Source organism: Saccharopolyspora sp. NPDC000995, from assembly GCF_053599315.1.
The window spans coordinates 37126-54485 of record NZ_JBSFLZ010000016.1; the positions used below are offsets into that span (position 1 = coordinate 37126).

Annotated in this window: 18 protein-coding genes, 1 tRNA gene and 1 pseudogene; 11 read left to right on the forward strand and 9 right to left on the reverse strand. The window is 69.4% G+C overall.

Annotated features, from left to right (window positions below; genetic code table 11):
• Window positions 1-33: 33 nt before the first annotated feature.
• The 3 genes from ACWDKQ_RS08495 to ACWDKQ_RS08505 all read left to right on the forward strand — a co-directional run bounded on the left by ACWDKQ_RS08495 (window position 34) and on the right by ACWDKQ_RS08505 (window position 3582).
• The gene (locus ACWDKQ_RS08495; protein ID WP_450138111.1) at window positions 34-1296 is read left to right on the forward strand and encodes a sensor histidine kinase; all 1263 of its coding nucleotides are present in this window, start codon (window positions 34-36) and stop codon (window positions 1294-1296) included.
• Between the two features lie 34 nt (window positions 1297-1330).
• The gene (locus ACWDKQ_RS08500; protein WP_450138144.1) at window positions 1331-1948 is read left to right on the forward strand and encodes a response regulator; all 618 of its coding nucleotides are present in this window, start codon (window positions 1331-1333) and stop codon (window positions 1946-1948) included.
• 845 nt (window positions 1949-2793) lie between these two features.
• Window positions 2794-3582 carry a S1 family peptidase gene (locus ACWDKQ_RS08505; protein WP_450138112.1) on the forward strand — a complete coding sequence of 263 codons (789 nt, stop codon included), beginning with the start codon at window positions 2794-2796 and terminating at the stop codon, window positions 3580-3582.
• A gap of 48 nt (window positions 3583-3630) precedes the next feature.
• Here ACWDKQ_RS08505 and ileS read toward each other — a convergent pair whose 3' ends face one another.
• Window positions 3631-6762, reverse strand: coding sequence for an isoleucine--tRNA ligase (gene ileS, locus ACWDKQ_RS08510; RefSeq protein ID WP_450138113.1), 3132 nt, complete (start codon window positions 6760-6762; stop codon window positions 3631-3633).
• Between the two features lie 80 nt (window positions 6763-6842).
• Between ileS and ACWDKQ_RS08515 the strand changes: the two genes are divergently transcribed.
• Together ACWDKQ_RS08515 and ACWDKQ_RS08520 are read left to right on the forward strand one after the other, a co-directional pair.
• Window positions 6843-7754: a pseudouridine-5'-phosphate glycosidase gene (locus ACWDKQ_RS08515; protein WP_450138145.1), complete on the forward strand. Its 912-nt coding sequence runs from the start codon at window positions 6843-6845 to the stop codon at window positions 7752-7754.
• Between the two features lie 459 nt (window positions 7755-8213).
• Window positions 8214-9002 carry an IclR family transcriptional regulator gene (locus ACWDKQ_RS08520; RefSeq protein ID WP_450138114.1) on the forward strand — a complete coding sequence of 263 codons (789 nt, stop codon included), beginning with the start codon at window positions 8214-8216 and terminating at the stop codon, window positions 9000-9002.
• A gap of 44 nt (window positions 9003-9046) precedes the next feature.
• Here ACWDKQ_RS08520 and ACWDKQ_RS08525 read toward each other — a convergent pair whose 3' ends face one another.
• Window positions 9047-9829 carry a dioxygenase family protein gene (locus ACWDKQ_RS08525; protein ID WP_450138115.1) on the reverse strand — a complete coding sequence of 261 codons (783 nt, stop codon included), beginning with the start codon at window positions 9827-9829 and terminating at the stop codon, window positions 9047-9049.
• A 79-nt stretch (window positions 9830-9908) separates the two neighbouring features.
• Between ACWDKQ_RS08525 and ACWDKQ_RS08530 the strand changes: the two genes are divergently transcribed.
• Window positions 9909-10364 carry a MarR family winged helix-turn-helix transcriptional regulator gene (locus tag ACWDKQ_RS08530; protein WP_450138116.1) on the forward strand — a complete coding sequence of 152 codons (456 nt, stop codon included), beginning with the start codon at window positions 9909-9911 and terminating at the stop codon, window positions 10362-10364.
• A gap of 41 nt (window positions 10365-10405) precedes the next feature.
• Here ACWDKQ_RS08530 and ACWDKQ_RS08535 read toward each other — a convergent pair whose 3' ends face one another.
• On the reverse strand, window positions 10406-10648 hold the full coding sequence (locus tag ACWDKQ_RS08535; RefSeq protein ID WP_450138147.1) for a hypothetical protein: 243 nt from the start codon (window positions 10646-10648) through the stop codon (window positions 10406-10408).
• Here ACWDKQ_RS08535 and ACWDKQ_RS08540 point away from each other — a divergent pair.
• Together ACWDKQ_RS08540 and ACWDKQ_RS08545 are read left to right on the forward strand one after the other, a co-directional pair.
• Window positions 10599-11126, forward strand: coding sequence for an alcohol dehydrogenase catalytic domain-containing protein (locus ACWDKQ_RS08540; protein WP_450138146.1), 528 nt, complete (start codon window positions 10599-10601; stop codon window positions 11124-11126). The genes ACWDKQ_RS08535 and ACWDKQ_RS08540 overlap by 50 nt on opposite strands.
• A gap of 633 nt (window positions 11127-11759) precedes the next feature.
• A complete protein-coding gene (locus ACWDKQ_RS08545; RefSeq protein WP_450138117.1) occupies window positions 11760-12623 on the forward strand; it encodes a fumarylacetoacetate hydrolase family protein in 864 nt (287 codons plus the stop codon).
• Between the two features lie 124 nt (window positions 12624-12747).
• On the opposite strand, the gene ACWDKQ_RS08550 is transcribed toward ACWDKQ_RS08545, so the two are convergent.
• From ACWDKQ_RS08550 to ACWDKQ_RS08560, 3 genes are all read right to left on the reverse strand, one after another.
• Window positions 12748-13422, reverse strand: coding sequence for a hypothetical protein (locus ACWDKQ_RS08550; RefSeq protein WP_450138118.1), 675 nt, complete (start codon window positions 13420-13422; stop codon window positions 12748-12750).
• 137 nt (window positions 13423-13559) lie between these two features.
• Window positions 13560-14264, reverse strand: coding sequence for an SdrD B-like domain-containing protein (locus ACWDKQ_RS08555; protein ID WP_450138119.1), 705 nt, complete (start codon window positions 14262-14264; stop codon window positions 13560-13562).
• Window positions 14265-14312: 48 nt separating this feature from the next.
• The gene (locus ACWDKQ_RS08560) at window positions 14313-14504 is read right to left on the reverse strand and encodes a hypothetical protein (protein ID WP_450138120.1); all 192 of its coding nucleotides are present in this window, start codon (window positions 14502-14504) and stop codon (window positions 14313-14315) included.
• A 31-nt stretch (window positions 14505-14535) separates the two neighbouring features.
• Between ACWDKQ_RS08560 and ACWDKQ_RS08565 the strand changes: the two genes are divergently transcribed.
• The gene (locus ACWDKQ_RS08565) at window positions 14536-14784 is read left to right on the forward strand and encodes a hypothetical protein (protein WP_450138121.1); all 249 of its coding nucleotides are present in this window, start codon (window positions 14536-14538) and stop codon (window positions 14782-14784) included.
• A gap of 31 nt (window positions 14785-14815) precedes the next feature.
• A pseudogene (locus ACWDKQ_RS08570) lies at window positions 14816-15139 on the forward strand (TetR family transcriptional regulator C-terminal domain-containing protein).
• Between the two features lie 258 nt (window positions 15140-15397).
• On the opposite strand, the gene ACWDKQ_RS08575 reads toward ACWDKQ_RS08570, so the two are convergent.
• Window positions 15398-15474: transfer RNA gene (locus ACWDKQ_RS08575), tRNA-Leu, on the reverse strand.
• A 145-nt stretch (window positions 15475-15619) separates the two neighbouring features.
• Here ACWDKQ_RS08575 and ACWDKQ_RS08580 point away from each other — a divergent pair.
• Window positions 15620-15841, forward strand: a complete 222-nt coding sequence (locus ACWDKQ_RS08580) for a DUF3618 domain-containing protein (RefSeq protein ID WP_450138122.1) — start codon at window positions 15620-15622, stop codon at window positions 15839-15841.
• Window positions 15842-15883: 42 nt separating this feature from the next.
• Here the strand turns inward: ACWDKQ_RS08580 and ACWDKQ_RS08585 are convergent, their stop codons facing one another.
• Entirely contained in the window at window positions 15884-16603 is a 720-nt protein-coding gene (locus ACWDKQ_RS08585) for an MOSC domain-containing protein (RefSeq protein ID WP_450138123.1), read from the reverse strand.
• A gap of 54 nt (window positions 16604-16657) precedes the next feature.
• On the reverse strand, window positions 16658-17323 hold the full coding sequence (locus ACWDKQ_RS08590; RefSeq protein WP_450138124.1) for a TetR/AcrR family transcriptional regulator: 666 nt from the start codon (window positions 17321-17323) through the stop codon (window positions 16658-16660).
• Between the last annotated feature and the right edge of the window lie 37 nt (window positions 17324-17360).

Genomic DNA, 17360 nt, shown 5'->3' on the forward strand with positions numbered 1-17360 from the left:
ATTCCCTACACGCGGTTGACTACGGTGGTCCAAGTGAAGCGCCCGTTGTGGCGGCTGCTGTGGAACTCCAAGCGGGAGGCCGCGTTCGACGTCGGCCTCGTGATCGGATTGCACCTGCTCGGCCGCGTCCTCGAAGCCCTCTTCCCCTCGGACACTCCGCTCGAGGCGTACGACTGGGTTGGCGGGCTTTGGCTCAACGACTTGCTGATGACAGGGTTGGTGCTGGCGTTGCTGGTCAGGCGGCGCTTCCCGGTGTCGATCATGGCATTCAACACGGCGCTGTCGATCGCGCAGGTGCTGCTGATCGAGCTCGGGCCGGGGCCGCTGCTCGCGATCAACCAGAACAGCGATCCGTGGATCCCGGGCCTCACGCCGTGGGTCATCTACGCCGTCGCGGCCTACGCGCGGGGGCCCTTCAGGCAGTTCTGCGCCTGGGGCATGGTGGCCATCACCACCGTGCTCGCGGTCCGGCCCTGGGAGCAGTTGAACGGCGACGTCATCGTCGTAGGGGTCGTCTGGACGATCCTCCCGGCCGTCCTGGGGCTCTACAGCGGCGCGCGGCGCCGCCTGGTTCAGGCGTTGCGGGAACGCGTCGAGCGGGCCGAGTACGAACAGGAACTGCTCACCGAGCAGGCCCGGGCAGACGAGCGGACCCGGCTGGCGACCGAGATGCACGACGTCGTCACGCACCGGGTCAGCCTCATGGTGCTGCAGGCGGGGGCGCTGGGGATCGCGGCGAACGACCCGGAGACCAGGCGGGCGGCGGAGGAGCTGCGCACCAGCGGCTGCGCGGCGTTGGAGGAGTTGCGGGACCTCGTCGGCGTGCTGCGGCGTGGCGCGGCGGACGAGGACGGCCTGCCGGACGTGACCCCGCCGACCGAGGTGCCCGACCTGACGGAGCTGATCGGTCAGTCCGAGGCCGTCGGCGTGCCAGTGGAGTTCACTGTGGACGGTGATCCGGCGATGGTCTCGGCGGCGGTCGGGCGGACCGCCTACCGCGTCGTGCAGGAGGCGCTGACGAACGTCCACAAGCACGCGTTCGGGGCCAGGGTGAGCGTGCACGTGATCTACAGCGACGACCGGTTGCGGTTGGTCATCCGCAACACCGCGCCGCCGGGCTGCGTCGCCGCGGATCTGGCGGGCAGCGGATCGGGGTCCGGACTGCTGGGGCTGCACCAGCGGGTGGAACTGGTCGGCGGTACGTTCCACGCCGGGCGCGGTGACGACGGCGGCTTCGAGCTGGACGTGGTGCTTCCCGCGTACGTGCCCACTGGGGAGGCGGTCGGCGTTGAGTGATCCGATCCGGGTCGTCGTAGTGGACGACGAGCCGATGGTCTGCGCGCACCTGCGCACCATCCTCGGCTCCGCGGACGACATCGAGGTGGTCGACGACGCGCAGGACGGCGCGGCGGCCGTCGAATGCGTGGTGCGGCACCGGCCGAACGTGGTGCTGATGGACCTGCGGATGCCTGGCGTGGACGGGCTGACCGGTATCGAACGCATCTGCAAGCTGCCGGACCCGCCGGCCGTGGTCGTGCTGACGACCTTCGACGCCGACAAGTACGTGCTGCGCGCGCTGCGGGCCGGGGCTGCCGGATTCCTGGTCAAGTCGACGCCACCGGAGGACCTGATCGGGCTGGTGCGGGTCGCCGCCGACGGGCACACGGTGCTCTCCCAGGAGGCGAAGAAGCGGCTGCTCGCGGCGTCCGCCGACGAGCAGAACACCCGTCAGCGGGCGGTGGAACTGGTGCGGGATCTCACCGATCGCGAGATCGAGGTGCTCACCTGCCTGGGGCAGGGGCTGTCCAACGCGCAGATCGCCGAACGCCTCTACCTGTCGGAGGCGACGGTGAAGAGTTACGTGTCGCGGATCCTGGTGAAGCTGTCCTGCGCGAACCGGCTCCAGGCCGGGCTGCTCGCCTACGACGCGGGCCTGGTGCCGAGGTAGTCCGCCTGGTCCCGGCAGCGGTTAGGCCGAGAGGTTCAACGTTCAACCGAGCGGGCTGCGCCGATTGGCTCTGGAATATTCCGCCGAAGATTGTGTAAACCATGACGTAGCACGTTCCGATCAAGGCGGTCGGGGCCTTGGAGTGTGCTAGCCATCGGTTCGGGGATCGATGGCGAACAACGGTCGGAGGGGTCCGGCCGAGGTTGAGGTGTCCCCGGTGCAGATCGGGGTGCACCGGGGACATCTACAAGTTCTCGGTGATTCCGCCTCGTCCCTAGGCGGTGCAGGTGGCGGAACCTCAGGCACCTTCTCGAGTCCGGGATCCCCGGCTCATGCATGTCCGATGTGCCACGCCGGGGAACTGGCCTCGCCAAGAGCCCAGGCGCGGCGGGCACGGTCTGAGAACCTGCGGTGCAAGCGGCGAGGGTGGGCTTAGCGTAAGCGTCTTCGGTGCTTGCGGGGGCTTTCTACTACGTGCGGTTGTCGCGTGTCGCGGTGGCTTTTTTCTCTTGCGGCAAAAGGGTAAGCGGCTGCATTGCTTGGTCCGAGTCGGGTGCGCTGGGTATTCGCCGGTTTTCGAACTCTGGGCCGTGCGCGACGATCGGACTTCGGGGTGTGCCTTGTCAGTGCGGGATTTGCTCGTGGGCAACGAGAAGCGGTCGTCGCGGAACTTCGAATTGTGGAAAGTGGTTGTGCGGACTGGTTAAACGGCAAAATCGGAGGCTATCCCGGCAGGTCCGTGCGCCGATATCGTTCGATCGAGCTCTTCGCTGTGCGTAACGGACTCGGGGGAAGGCAGGCCGCCGGCCTGATGCGCAGCGACCTTGGGACAAGGAGAAGCAACGATGGTCGATGCCCCACGTCGCCTGGCCCGGCTCGCCGGGGTCACCGCGATCGCCGTCGCCGCGCTGACCACGGCCTCCGTCGCGCAAGCGCAGCCGTCGGAGGTCATCCCGTACATCGTCGGCGGCGAAGACGCCAACATCGCCGACCACCCGTTCACCGTCGCATTGATGACCCCGAGCGGTCAGCAGTTCTGCGGTGGCTCGTTGGTGGCCCAGAACAAAGTGCTCACCGCCGCGCACTGCACCGTCGGCTCGCAGCCGGCTGACATCAACGTGGTCAGCGGTCGCACCGTGATCAGCTCGGAAGAGGGCACCGTTTCGAAGGTGACCGACGTCTGGGTGCACCCCGAATACCAGGACGCCTCGCAGGGCTTCGACGTCTCGGTACTCACCCTCGAAGCGCCGGTGCAGCAGGCCCCGATCGAGCTGGCCAAGGCTGATGACCTGGGCTACGCGCCGGCCAGCCAGGCGACCATCCTCGGCTGGGGCAACACCTCCGAGGGCGGCCAGCAGGCCGGCAACCTGCAGAAGGCTACCGTGCCGGTGACCTCCGACGACACCTGCAAGGGCGCGTACGGCGAATACGACCCTAACGCCATGGTGTGCGCCGGGGTGCCGGAAGGCGGCGTGGACACCTGCCAGGGCGACTCGGGCGGCCCGATGGTCGTGGAGAACAAGCTGATCGGCGTCACCTCGTGGGGTGAAGGCTGCGCCCGCCCCGGCAAGCCCGGTGTGTACGCCCGCGTCGGCGCGTACTACGAGGACATCCAGGCGCAGATCGGTTCCTGACCCACTTGCACCGGCTGAAGGCTGTGGGCCGTTCGCCGCTGACAGCCTTCACTGCGCTTTGCGCAACCAGGCCACCAGAGCCAGCTCTGGTTCGGCGTGCTCGACGAAATCCTCTGGGGCACTGCCGGTCTCGGCAACATCGACGGCCAGGACGGCGGCGGCGATCTCTTCGGCGTGCGCCAGCAGCGCCTCGCGCAGTCCGCCGGTCGCCCGCCACCGCAGCGCGATCCGGTCCGCGATGTCGAGCCCGTCCTGCTTGCGGCAGTCCTGCAAGAAGCGGATCGCTTCGCGGGCCAGCCCCGCGCGCTTTAGTTCCGGGCTGATCGAGGTGTCCAGCGCGATGATCATCCCGCGCTGCGACTCCACCACCCAACCGGTGCGCGGAACCTCGCTGATGATCACGTCATCGCTGGTGAGCGGCTCGGTCTTGCCGTCGACTTCGATCGCGGCGCGCCCCGTCGAGCGCAGTTCCCGGGCCAGCGCGGGCGGATCCGCGGCGTTGACCGCCGCTGCGGCCTGCTGGGTGCGGTTGCCGAATCGTTTTCCCAAGGCCCGGAAGTTCGGCTTCACCGACACATCCAGCACTTCGCCCGCTGCGTCGAGCGGCTCGATGCGCCGCACGTTCAGCTCCTCGGCGAGGTCGGCGAGCAGTTCCGGCGGCAACGCGGCGCTGACCAGCGCGCGGCCCAGCGGCTGGCGCACCTTGATGCCGCTGCTCTTGCGCGCCGCGCGGCCGGCTTCGGCGAGCTGGCGCTCGGTGTCCACTTGGGACAGCAAAGCGCTGTCGACCAGCGCGAGGTCCGGGAGCGGCCAGGCCGCCAGGTGCACCGACTCCGGCGCTTCGGGTGCCCCGGGGCGGACGACGTCCTGCCACACCTGCTCGGTGATGAAGGGCACGAACGGCGCGAGCAGCCTCGTGAGCACGTCCAGGCAGTCGTACAGCGTGCTCAGGGCGTTGAGGTCGCCGTCCCAGAACCGCTGCCGCGAGCGGCGGACGTACCAGTTCGACAGGTCGTCGACGAACTCCGCCAGTGCCCTACCGGCGCCCGCGGTGTCGTAGGCCTCCAACCGCACGTCGACCTGCTCGGCGAGCCGGTTGACCTTGGCGAGCACCCAGCGGTCGAGGATCGGGCGCTTGGCGGGAGGATCGGCATCCACCGGGATCCAGTCGACGAGCGAGGCGTAACGGGTGAAGAACGACGCGGTGTTCCAGTACGTCATGAGCACCTTGCGGACGATCTCCTGCAGCGGCCCGTGCCCCACCCGCCGTGCCGACCAGGGCGAACCGGTGCAGAGCATGAACCACCGCAGGGCATCGGCGCCGTGGGCCTCCATCAGCGGCAGCGGCTCCAGCACGTTGCCGAGGTGCTTGCTCATCTTCCGGCCGTCCTCGGCCATGATGTGCCCCAAGCACACCACGTTCTCGTACGCCGAGCGGTCGAACAGCAGCGTCCCGACCGCCATCAACGTGTAGAACCAGCCGCGGGTCTGGTCGATCGCCTCGCAGATGTACTGCGCCGGGTAGCTCTTCGCCAGCTCCGCGGTGCTGCCGGGGGCGTGCGGGTAGCCGAGCTGGGCGAAGGGCATCGAGCCCGAGTCGAACCACGCGTCGATGACCTCGGGCACCCGCGCGGCGGAACGCCGGCAGGTCGGGCAGGGGAACGTGATCTCGTCGAGGTAGGGCCGGTGCGGGTCCAAGTCGGTGAAGTCCTGGCCGGTCAGCTCGCCGAGCTCGGCGCGGGAACCGACCGCGGTGACGTGTCCCTCCGCGCACCGCCACAGCGGCAGCGGCGTGCCCCAGTAGCGGCTGCGCGACAGCGCCCAGTCGACGTTGTTGTCCAGCCAGTTGCCGTAGCGGCCGTGCTTGACGTTCTCCGGGAACCAGTTCGTGCGCTCGTTCTCGCGTTGCAGCGCTTCCCGAATAGCCGTGGTCCGGATGTACCAGGACAGCTGCGCGTAGTACATCAGCGGCGTGTGGCAGCGCCAGCAGTGCGGGTAGGGGTGCTCGAAAGTGCTGTAGCGCAACAGCAAATCGCGATGCTGGAGATCTTCGATCAGGACCGCGTCGGCGTCCTTGAAGAACATGCCGCCGACCAGCGGGACGTCATCGGAGAACCGGCCGTTGTCGCCGATCGGGTTTATCACCGGCAGGTCGTTCTCGCGGCAGACGGCGAGGTCGTCGGCGCCGAAGGCTGGTGCCTGGTGGACCAGACCGGTGCCGTCCTCTGTGGACACGTACTCGGCGAGCACGACGCGGTGCGCGTCCGGGATGTCGATCAGATCGAACGGCCGCCGGTACCGCAACCCGGCCAGCTCGGTGCCGGGCAGCGTCGCGAGCACCTCGCCGTCCTCGCCCAGCACCGCCTCGACCAGCGGTTCGGCCACCACGAAGGTGCCGCGCACGGTGCGCACCACCTGGTAGTCGACCGCCGGGTGGACCGCGACCGCGGTGTTGGACACCAGCGTCCACGGTGTGGTCGTCCAGATCAGCAGTTCGACGTTGTGGTGCCCGGCGACCGGACCGTCGACAGGGAACCGCACGTACGCCGACGGGTCGTGCACGTTCTCGTAGCCCTGCGCGACCTCGTGGTCGGACAGCGTCGTCTCGTCCCGCGGGCAGTACGGGGCCACCCGGTAGTCCTCGACCAGCAGGCCGGCGGTGACGATCTGCTTCAGCGCCCACCACACGCTGTCCACGTAGCCCGGCGACATCGTCCAGTACGCCTCGGACAGGTCGATCCAGTAACCCATCCGCCTCGTCACGGCCTCGAACTCGCCGACATAGCGCTGCACCGACTCCCGGCAGCGGGCGTTGAACTCGGCGACGCCGATGCGCTCGATGTCCGGCTTGCCGTTGATGCCGAGTTCTTTTTCCACGGCGAGTTCCACCGGCAGCCCGTGGCAGTCCCAGCCCGCGCGGCGTGGGACGGAGAAGCCCTTCATCGTCTTGAACCGCGGGAAGACGTCCTTGAACGCCCGCGCCTCGACGTGGTGCGTGCCGGGGGTCCCGTTGGCCGTCGGCGGGCCCTCGTAGAACACCCAGCGCGGACCGCCTGCCGACTGGGCGAGGCTGCGCTCGAACACCTCGCGGGCGCGCCACCACTCGATGATCTGCCGCTCCACCGCGGGCAGTTCGATCGCGGGTGCGACTGGCCGAAACGGCGTACCCGGCTGGTTCATCCCTATATGCTCACACCTTCGGGGCGTTCGGACCGAAGGAATTTTTTCGCGACGCTGTGTCCGGCGCCGCCGCGGTGGAGGTGCGAATGTCGTTGCCGGTGGTGTCCGGGGAAGTCCGGCAGGCCGTCGCCCAGCGGCGCCCGGTCGTGGCCCTGGAGTCGACGATCATCACCCACGGGCTGCCGCGCCCGGACAACGGCGAGGTCGCCCGGGCCGCCGAGCAGCAGGTCCGGGCTGCCGGGGCGGTGCCCGCGACGATCGGCGTCATCGACGGGGTCGCGACGGTCGGCCTGACCGGCGCGCAGCTCGACCGGCTGGCCGACGACGGCGCCGCGGTGAAGGCGAGCGTCCGGGACCTGCCGATCGCCGCCGCCAAGGGGCGCAATGCCGGGACCACCGTCGCGGCGACGTCGTTTCTGGCGCACCGTGCGGGAATCCGGGTCTTCGCCACCGGCGGGCTCGGCGGGGTGCACCACGGTGCGGCGACCAGCTTCGACGAATCCGCCGACCTGGTGACCCTGGCCGCGACGCCCCTGGTGGTCGTCAGCGCCGGGGCGAAATCCATTTTGGATGTCGCCGCGACGCTGGAGCGGTTGGAGACGCTGAACATCCCGGTGCTCGGCTACCGGACGCTGTGCTTCCCGGGTTTCTACGTCGCCGATTCCGGCCATGCGATCGAGCATTCCGCCGACGCACCGGCCGACGTCGCGGCGGTGGTGACGGCCCGCGACGAGCTGGGCCTGCGTTCGGCGGTGCTGGTGGCCAATCCGGTTCCTGCGGACGAGCAGCTGGACCCGACGCTGCACGACCGGGCGCTGGCCGAGGCGTGGGAGCAGGCCCGCGACCAGGGCGTCAGCGGCCACGACATCACGCCGTTCCTGCTCGACCGGATCCGCACCGCCACGGGCGGCCGAAGCCTGGCGGTCAACATCGCGGTGTACCGCAACAACATCGCCCTGGCCACCGAAATAGCCACCGCCCTGGCTGGGTAGAGTCCGAGCGGATTGGCTCGCGACGATCGCAGCGTGCCGACTAGGTGTTAGTTTTCGCAGGTCAAGGTCCCGTGAGTGAGATTGGGTACGCCCCGGCAGTACTCGCGGGCTTGTTCTTCGTTTTTGAAGCGGCGCAACCGCTTGGCCCGCGCTCGCAGCTCGCACCGCCGCGGGTTCTCGGGTGTCACCCGGGGAGGACAGGCCCGATGCCCGCGTATTGGTCGGTGCACAAGTCGGGGATCCCGGGTTCCAGGTGGCGGCTGGAATTCCGCTACCCGCACCGCCAACGCGGGACGAATCTGGAAACAGCCTCTACGGGCCGCAAGGGTGCTGACGGGCTTGTTGGCAGCGCCGCCTGCGTCTCCTGGACGAGCTGCGCGGGCGAGGCTCGCCCGCTGTACTGTTCAGTAGGTCGTTCGGGGGGAGCGCGGCTGCAAACGGGGCAGGAGGAAATTCGGCGTGAAGGCGGAACCGGCCACCGCTGAGCAGGCGGGCAGCGGGCAGAACGTGGTCAAATCCGCCGACCGCGCGCTGGTCATCCTCGAGCTGCTCTCCCGCGGCCGGCACCGGCTCAGCGACATCGCCGAAACCCTCCGGCTGCCGCTGTCCAGCGTGCACGGCCTGCTCGGCACCCTGGTGCACCGCGGCTTCGCCGAGTTCGACCAGACCACCCGCACCTACGGGCTGGGGCTGAAGGCCTGGACCGTCGGACAGGGTTACACCGGGCACCGCGACATCGTCGGCCTGGCGCTGCCGCTGATGGAGCGGCTCGCGCAGGAGACCGGCGAGACCGTGCAGCTGTCCCGGCTGGACGGCACCGAGAACGTCTACATCGCCATCGCCGAGTCGCCGCAGCCGATGAAGCTGGTGTCCGCGGTCGGCATGCGGCTTCCCGCGCACGCCGTAGGGCTGGGCAAGGCGCTGCTGGCGGGCCTGTCCGACGACGAACTGGAGCGCCGTTACCGCGACGTGGTGCTGGCGCGCTTCACCGAGAACACGGTGACCGATCCGACCGAGCTGCTCGCCGAGGTCGAGCAGGCTCGGGTACGCGGTTTCGCCGTAGATGACGAGGAATACATCATCGGCTGCCGCTGCGTCGCGATTCCGATCCGCGACCACTCGGGCGAGGTCGTGGCGGCGATGTCGGTCTCCGCGCCGACGCCGCGCTGCGGGCCGAACTGGACCGATGAAACCCGCGCCCCACTGTCCGATGTGGTCGCCTCCGTCGAGCGTCGGCTCCGCCGCTGATCAGCTTCGTGAGCGCGAAAGCCGGGAAGAACCGGTTTTCGCACTCACGAACCGAACTGGATGGAACGCTTGGCCAGGCCCCACCAGAAGCCGTCGATGGCGATCTTCTGCTGGTCGAGGTCCTTGCCCGCCGCGCCCAGCGCCACGAACAGCGGTGCGAAGTGCTCGGTGCGGGGGTGTGCCAGGCGGCCCGCTGGGGCCTTGTGCTGGAAGTCGAGCAGCGCGTCCACGTCGCGCGCTTCGAGGGTCCGCGCGCCCCAGTCGTCGAACTCCGTCGACCAGCTCGGCGTGGTCTCGGCGCGTAGTGCGGCGAGGTTGTGCGTGAAGAAGCCGCTGCCGACGATCAGCACGCCTTCGTCGCGCAGCGGTTCCAGCGCCTGACCTATGCGCATCAGCCGCTCCGGCTCCAGCGTCGGCATGGAGATCTGCAGCACCGGCACGTCGGCGTCCGGGTACATCTCCTTCAACGGCACGTACGCGCCGTGGTCGAGGCCGCGTTCCGGGAAGTCCTGCACCGGCGTGTCCGGGCTGTGCAGCAGCGAGCGCACCCGGGCGGCGAGTTCCGGCGCGCCGGGCGCGGCGTACTGGACCGAGTAGTAGTGCTCGGGGAAACCCCAGAAGTCGTACACCAGCGGCACGGAGGTGGTGGCTCCGATCGCCAGCGGCGCCTCCTCCCAGTGCGCCGAGATGATCAGGATTGCCTTCGGCTTTCGCAGGTCGCGGGACCAGGCCGCGAGCTGGTCGGGCCACTGTGGGTCGTCGGCCAGCGGCGGCGCGCCGTGGCTGAGGTAGACAGCGGGCATCCGGTCTGCCGCCGGTGCGGTCATGGCGATCCTCCTAGTTCGAATTCGAACCACAAGCACAAGCTACGCTGTCGTTCGAATTAGAACAAGCTAGAGTGGTGGCATGACGCAACCGCGCTGGCTGGACACCGAGGAGATGGCCGCCTGGAACGCCTTCGTGGAGGCGAGCAACCTGATCGCCCGGCGGATCGAGCAGCAGCTGCGCGAGCAGGCGGGGCTGTCCCACCCGCAGTACGAGATCCTGGTCCGGCTCGCCGCCGAACCAGACGGCGAGATGCGCATGACCGAACTCGCCCAGCGGGTGGTGACCTCGAAGAGCGGCCTCACCTACCAGGTCACCCAGCTGGAGAAGGCGGGGCTGGTGCGCCGCCGGACCTGCGACACCGACGACAGGGGCGTTGTCGCCGGGCTTACCGGGGCGGGCCGGGAGAAGCTGCGCGCGACCGCGCCCGGGCACGTGGAACTGGTCCGCGAGAACCTTATCGACGTGCTCGACCGCGACCAGTTGCGCGCCATCGCGGAAGGGCTCGGCGCGGTGACCCGCGCGCTCCGGGCTTGACGGGGCGCCTCCTGATCCAAATGCGCGAGATCGAACCTGCTTCATGTAAGTGAAAGATCGGAGCCGATGCGCGCACTGGTGTTCCGCAGTCCGGGGTCGATCGCGGTCGAGGAACGCCCCGATCTCGGGTGGCGCCAGCCGTTCTCGCCGGTGTAGCCGTGCAGATCGGAGTCGCAGGATACGGTGGCGACGATCTCCAGCAGCCTCTCGCCGGGTCCCGGCACCGTCGCGCGGGTGCGCGGCGGAGACTCGGCGGTCAGGGCTTCGGTCGGCGACCTCGTCACGGTGAACCCCTTTATCCGCTGCGAGCGCTGCCCGCCCTGCGCGGCAGGAAAGGCGCAGGCTTGCCCGGACCGCCGGGTGATCGGGGTGGGCCCGACGATCAGCTCGGCGTTCGCCGACCTCATGGTCGTCCCGACCCGCAACATCGTGTCGCTGCCAGCCTGGGTTCAGGAGGAGCACGGTGCGCTCGTGGAGCCGCTCGCGGTCGGCTACCACGCGGCCCGGCGCGGCCGGTGCAGCACCGCCGATGCAGTGCTGGTGCTCGGCGGCGGGCCGATCGGGCAGTCCTGCGTGCTGGCCGCCCAGCGGCTGGTGGCGGAGCTGATCGTGGTCAGCCAGCCCGATGCCGGGCGCGCGGCGCTGACCGCCGCCCTCGGTGCCCGGGTGGTCACGCCGAGCGCGGTTGCCACCGAGACCGAGAAGCTCCTCGGAGCCAAGCCGACTTGGTGCTCGACGCCGTCGGTAGCTCGGCCACCCTGACGTCGGCGTTGGCGGTGGCTGCGCGTGCTGCCCGGATCGTGCCGGTCGGCATGAACGAACACGGCGTGCCGCTGCCCGCTTCGCGATCAACACCGCTGAACGCGAACTGATCGGCGCTTTCTGCTACAACCGCGCGGAATTCGCCGACACCGCGGCCTGGGTCGCCGAGGCCGGGAGTCGGTTGGACCCGCGGATCGACCACCGGGTCGGCTGGCCCGACGCGTTCCGCGACCTCGCCGCCGGGACCGTGCGGGCCAGCAAGATCCTCATCCGGCCGGCCCAGCCGTGAGGTATTGCCTTCCGGACCGGTTCCGTGGAAGGTCGCAGGGTTGCCGTTGCGACCTGGTCTCGGGGTGTACCCGCACCCCACCCGGCCGACCAGCCGTGACGGCAGTGCCGAAGAAAGTCTGTGGGCCGGGAGGAGCGGGTTGTTCGGCGCAAACGGGACGATCAGGCACGCGGCGTCAGCCGCTTTCTGCCACGTGCGCAGCTTGCGCCGCCGCGGGCTCTCAGGCTGTGCCCGCCCCGCCGGGGTTCTCAGACAGGACCTACCCAGCGTGGCGCATTGGCGTCCGAGGTTCCGCTACCCGCACCGCTAGGCAAGCCGACCACGCACGTTCGAGAAGGAGCGAGATGAAGTTTCTTAGGTTGGGTCCGGTGGGTGCTGAGCGTCCGCACGTGGCAGACGACCAGGGCCGGGTTTTCGATCTGAGCCCGATCACCAACGACATCGACGGCGAGTTCCTCGCCGGTGATGGCATCCGGCAGACACGCGCGGCGCTGGGCGCCGGTGAGCTGCCCGCGGTCGACGACGCCGGCGACGGCACCGGCCTGCGGGTTGGCGCGCCGATCGCGCGGCCGATGGCGGTGCTGTGCATCGGCCAGAACTACGCCGCGCACGCCGCCGAATCCGGTTCGACCCCGCCGGAGGTGCCGATCCTGTTCTTCAAGCACCCGAACACGGTCGTCGGGCCGTACGACGAGGTGCTGATCCCGCGCGGCGCCGAGCGGACCGACTGGGAGGTGGAGCTCGGTGTCGTGATCGGCCGCCGGGCCCGTTACCTCGAAAGCGCCGAGCAGGCCCTGGGCTGCATCGCCGGATTCGTGGTTTCCAACGACGTGTCCGAGCGCGCGTTCCAGAAGGAGCACTCCGGCGGGCAGTGGTCCAAAGGCAAGTGCTGCGAGACGTTCAACCCGGTCGGCCCGTGGCTGGTTCCGGCCGACGAGATCGCCGACCCGCAGGCGCTGCGGCTGCGCACCTTCGTCAACGGCGAGGCGCGGCAGGACTCCAACACCGCGGACATGATCTCCGGCGTCGCGGAGATCGTCCGGCACCTGTCGCAGTACCTGACGCTGGAGCCGGGCGACCTGGTCAATACCGGGACGCCGGAGGGTGTGGCGATGTCCGGGCGGTTCCCGTACCTCGCGGCCGACGACGTGATTGAGCTGGAGATCGACGGCCTCGGCCGCCAACGCCAACAACTCAAGTCGGCCTGAGGAAGCACCCGTTCCCGGGTCCGCGAGAAGACGGAGGCCCGGCACCGAATCCCTTCGGTGTCGGGCCTCCGCCGTTGTGGAATTCCGCTGCGCCGTCCCGCAGTGCGACGCTGCCGATTCCAGATCAGGCGGCCAGCTTGCGGGCCCTCGCGTAGTGGTTGTTCGCCGGCAGCCAGCACAGCACGACCGCGATGATCGCGGTCGGCAGGCCGATGAAGCCCGTGATGTTCAGCAGCTGCGGGCCGTAGCCCAACGCCGTCGCCAGGTCGCCGAACAGAATGGGGGATGAAGTCCAGGGATCCGCGGTGGCGCCGTCACCTGGACCGGCGTCCGCGGTGGCACCGACCCGGCTGGCCGGGTGGGGCTGCCGGGTGGCCGTGGTCCGTTCCCGCGCCGAGCGCTTGCCGGGGGGAGCCGGTAGCCGTGTCGACCGCCGTGCGACGCTGCCGTTGCACGGCGATGCGCTCCACAGCGCCGGCCCACGCGCTGCGGGAACAGACCTTGTCCGACGCCGCGCCCGGTCAGGACGCAGCGGTGGTGGTGCGCATAATGCTTCGAGAATCCTCTCCAAGCAGGTCGAACAGCTGTGCGGGCAGCCGCTCGTCGCTACGAACCTGTCCGCGTCGGAGTTGCCGGGTACGGCAGCCGCCTGGTTGCCGTTGCTGCCGTCGACGAGGCCGGGGTGTGCGGCCTCGAACTCGGCGAAGGTCGACCCGACACCGATTCCCTCCGGCGTCTTCGTGCCCTTCGGCGCCGATGAACACGACGCCCTTCTCGGACGAGATGAGCATGCTGGCATCGGTTCATGTGATGCCGAGGCGGATCGGTTCACGCGGACCTGCCCGGAACCATTCGGGTGCTTGCTCGGGGTTTCCCGCGCGGGAGTCCTAATTGGACGCGATCGGCCAAGCATGCACGGCAACCGCCGTCGTCGGCCTACTTCGTGACCAGGCCGATGTCGAGGTTCGGGATCTGGTTGATCCTGTCTTCGGTCAGCGTGACGACGGCGGTCGCCGTCCCATCGACCGGGTCGGCGTCGGAGTCGGTCTCCGGCGCGCCGACGTGCTGCGGCGAAAATCCCATGCCCTCGGGCGGGACGAAGCGCAGGACGTAGGTGCTGGTTCCCTGGTTCGGCATCGAGTAGTGCCCGGTGCCGTCGGTACCGCTGCCCCACCTGCCGATCCAGAAGGGGATATTTGGCAGCAGCGGCTCGTCCGCCTGGCGTTGCCCGTCGGTGTTCACGTCGTGCCAGGTGACGCCGGTGATGTCGCTACCGAGCTTGCCGAAGTCGGCGCGGGCCGTGCCTCCGGGGTACACGTCGACGACGACCTCGCTGGGAGTGGTCATCTGGTAGCCGATTGGGTTGATGCCGACCCGGTACTGGCCGGGCGGCACGTCGGGAATTTCGTACGTGGCATCGGGATTCGTCCCAACCGTCGCCACCCAGCTGCCGTCCAGGTGGTACAGCCCGACCGCGGTGCCGCCGTCAGGTTCGCCGGGCTGCCAAGCACCGTCAACGTTGCGGTCGAAGAAGTGCATTCCTTGCACGGTCCCGGCCGCCGGTTGGGCAGCCGCCGGCATCGTCGTCCCCAGCAGCGCTAGCGCGCTCGCCGCCACGAAAACCGCGCTTCTCCAAGTCATCACGCCTCCGATCACAGCCGAAACCCGTTCTGCGGCGTAGACGCGCGGTCACCGGATGCGGTTGCCCGGTGGAGCGGATTCGTGCTCCGTGCTCCCGGCCGCCGGTTCAGCGGCGGACCCGGTGACGTGGGTGACGAGGGAGGCGGGACGCGCGGAGACCAATCCCAGGCCCAGCGCGGGCACGCCGTCGAACAGCCGCTCTCCGGCACCGAGCGTGACCGGGGCGATGTGGGTGCGCAATTCGTCGACGAGTCCGGCGCGGAGGTATTGGTTGACCCACCTCGGTGCCTGGGGACGCCGCCACCTGCCGGTGACGCGCGAGCTGGCTATCCGCGCGGAACTGCTCGAACGAGGTGCCTCCGAGCTGTGGCACGAATTCAAGGACGAGCTGCGGGAGCAGCACCTGGGCATTCCGCGACCAGCAGGCTCCGAATCGGTCTTCGGCCGCCGCGCGCCGCCTACGAAGCGGCACTCGCGCAGGAGTGAATCGGCGGGTTCCGTTCAGCCGGATGCCTGCTAGGCCATGAGTTCGCGCGTTCGACTGCGGGGCGCTGACCGAGCGTTGGATCGCGTACGCCGAGGAACCGCTGTTCCCGGGTGGCTGCTTCTGGGCGAACCTGCCCGATTTCGACAGCCGGCCCGGTCCCGTGCGTGACGTGCTGTCCCGCCACTAGCAGGACTGGCGCGATGTCATCGCCGCCGAACTGCGGCAGGCCACCGGCCCCGGCCAGATCACCGACCTCGACGCGGAACTCGCTGCTTTCCAGATCGACGCGGTGCTGATCGCGGCGAACACCGCCTTCCGCCTCGGCGATGGGGAAGCCGGGGGAAAAATCCGCCGCGTCATCGACGGATTCCTGACGCCACCACGCTGATCCGCGCCAATTCGAGACGAGTCCGGACCGTTCTCGCGCACCTGATGAAGGCCGCCACCCGCGCAACACGGCGATGACGACGCTCGGAGAGTGGGCGAGGGACACCGCATCGAAGCCGTCACCCGGGAGCAGGTCCGCTGATCCTGCACTGCGATGCGGACGGACCCCGACCGCCGTCCGGGGTCGGGGGTCGGGGGTCGGGGGTCGGGGGTCGGGGGTCGGGGGTCGGGGGTCGGGGGTCGGGGGTCGGGGAAAGCGTGGTGGGGCCGGAGAGACTCGAACTCTCACTGGCTAGGACCTAAACCTAGTGCCTCTGCCAATTGGGCTACGGCCCCGCTTGGCACAGCCTAGCGCGTGAGGTGATCTTGGCGGGAGGGGAGTTCCCGGACCGGGTTCGGGCGCGACACGCGAACCGCTGGTGCGTGGCGGGCCCGGCGGTGCTCTACGGTGTCAGCAGCCAGGTGAACGTGAGGAGGACACGTGGCCCGTGATCCAGACACCATCGAGCGCGACATCGAGCAGGCGCGTGAAGCGCTGGCCGCCACGCTGGACCAACTGAGCGTCAAGGCGGACCCGAAGCGTTTCGTCGAGTACGGCAAGTCCAGCCTGCAGGAAAAGCTCAACGACCCGAGGGTGCGCTACGTGCTCATCGGTGTCGGTGCTCTCGTCACCGTTGCGGTGGTGCGCAAGCTCTTCCGGTGAATGCCCGTGGGTCTTTTGGGTCGCCCCGGCAGCCCAAAAGGCTCACGGCTGCTGCAGCACCGCGTCCCCGAGGACGATTTCGCCGGGCTTGGTCACGCGCATGATCACGCCGAACTTGTTGTCGTGGCGCCCGATCAGGTGGGTTTGCAGATCCCGCCAGCGCTCGCGGCCGTCGGCGTCCCAGCTTGGTACCGCGCAGCGGATGCACGGCCCCGCGTTGTCCCCGGTGACCGCCAGCTCCACTTCGCCCGCCGTGAGCGTGGTGCCGGGTTCCCAGTGCTCCTCGGCGAAGGCCGGCAGGTCGGCGGTCACGTGCAGGTTCGTGCGGAAGCGGCGCAGGTCGACGTCGGCGCCCAGCTCGTCGGACAGGCCGGCCCGGGAGGCTTCGAAGGTGACGAGCACGGTGGGGCCGCGGTCTTGCTGCCCGTCGGCAGCGCGCAGGCTGAGCGGGATGTCAAGCGAGTCGGCGAGGACGTCGGCGAGCTTCGGGTCTGTCCAGGCCCAGTCCACGCCGTCCGGGCCGCGAAGCGCCGGCGGTTCGGTCGGGTCGGCGACGTCGCCGTAACTCGCCGCCCAGCTGAGCATCATCGGGTTCTGCCGGACGGTCAGCACGTTACCGGTTCGGGTGGCGCGCTCGTCGAGCAGCGCGTATGAGCGGTCACCGGCCATTCCGCGGCCGTCGAAGCGGGCCGCGTCGACGCGCTGACCGCGCAGCGACTTCACCGGCCAGCGGCTTAGCTCCGTCACCGATCCCTGCGCCACGCAGACCTCCATCCACGGCGTGGCACCACCCTAGCGCCTGGTTTTCCGGACGGACTACGCCGACGGTGTGGCGGTGTGCAGCAGTGGCAGCAGGCCTTCGCGGAGGAGCCGGTCGACGAAACCGGTGTCGAGTGGCTCGTCCGTGAGCATCAGGCGGTAGATCAAGCTGGCGCCGGCGAGTTCGACGACCGTGTCGATCGGCGCGTCGGCGCGGATCTCTCCTCGCTGCACGCCGCGTTCGATGATGCGGCGCAGCATGTCCCGCTGCGGCAGCAGGAATGATTCGCGGAACGCCGCGGCCAGTTCGGGTTCGTGCGGGAGTTCGCCGACCAGCGCCTGGGCCGCCTTGCCGACCGGGCCGGTGAGGAACGAGGCGAACCCGCGGAGGAACTCGCCGAGGTCGGCCTCGATGCTGCCCTGGTCGGATTCCGGAACGCTGCGTTGCACCAGCTGGGTGCAGGTGTCGATGACCAGGTCGAGCTTGGAGTCCCAGCGGCGGTAGATGGTGGCCTTGCCCGCCCGCGCGTGGGTGGCGACGGCGTCCATGGTCAACGCCCGGTAGCCGACCTGGGCGAGTACCTCCATCGCGGCTTGGCGCAGCGCGGCGTCGCGGGTGGCATCCCGCGGGCGGCCCCGGCCGGTGGCCGATTGATTCGATTCGACGCTGGCCAACGCTGCTTCCTCCTCGCGTGCACTGCTCGCCGCTTTCACGACCGACATCCTAAGGTGCTGGTCGGATTCGTCCACTGTGCACGCA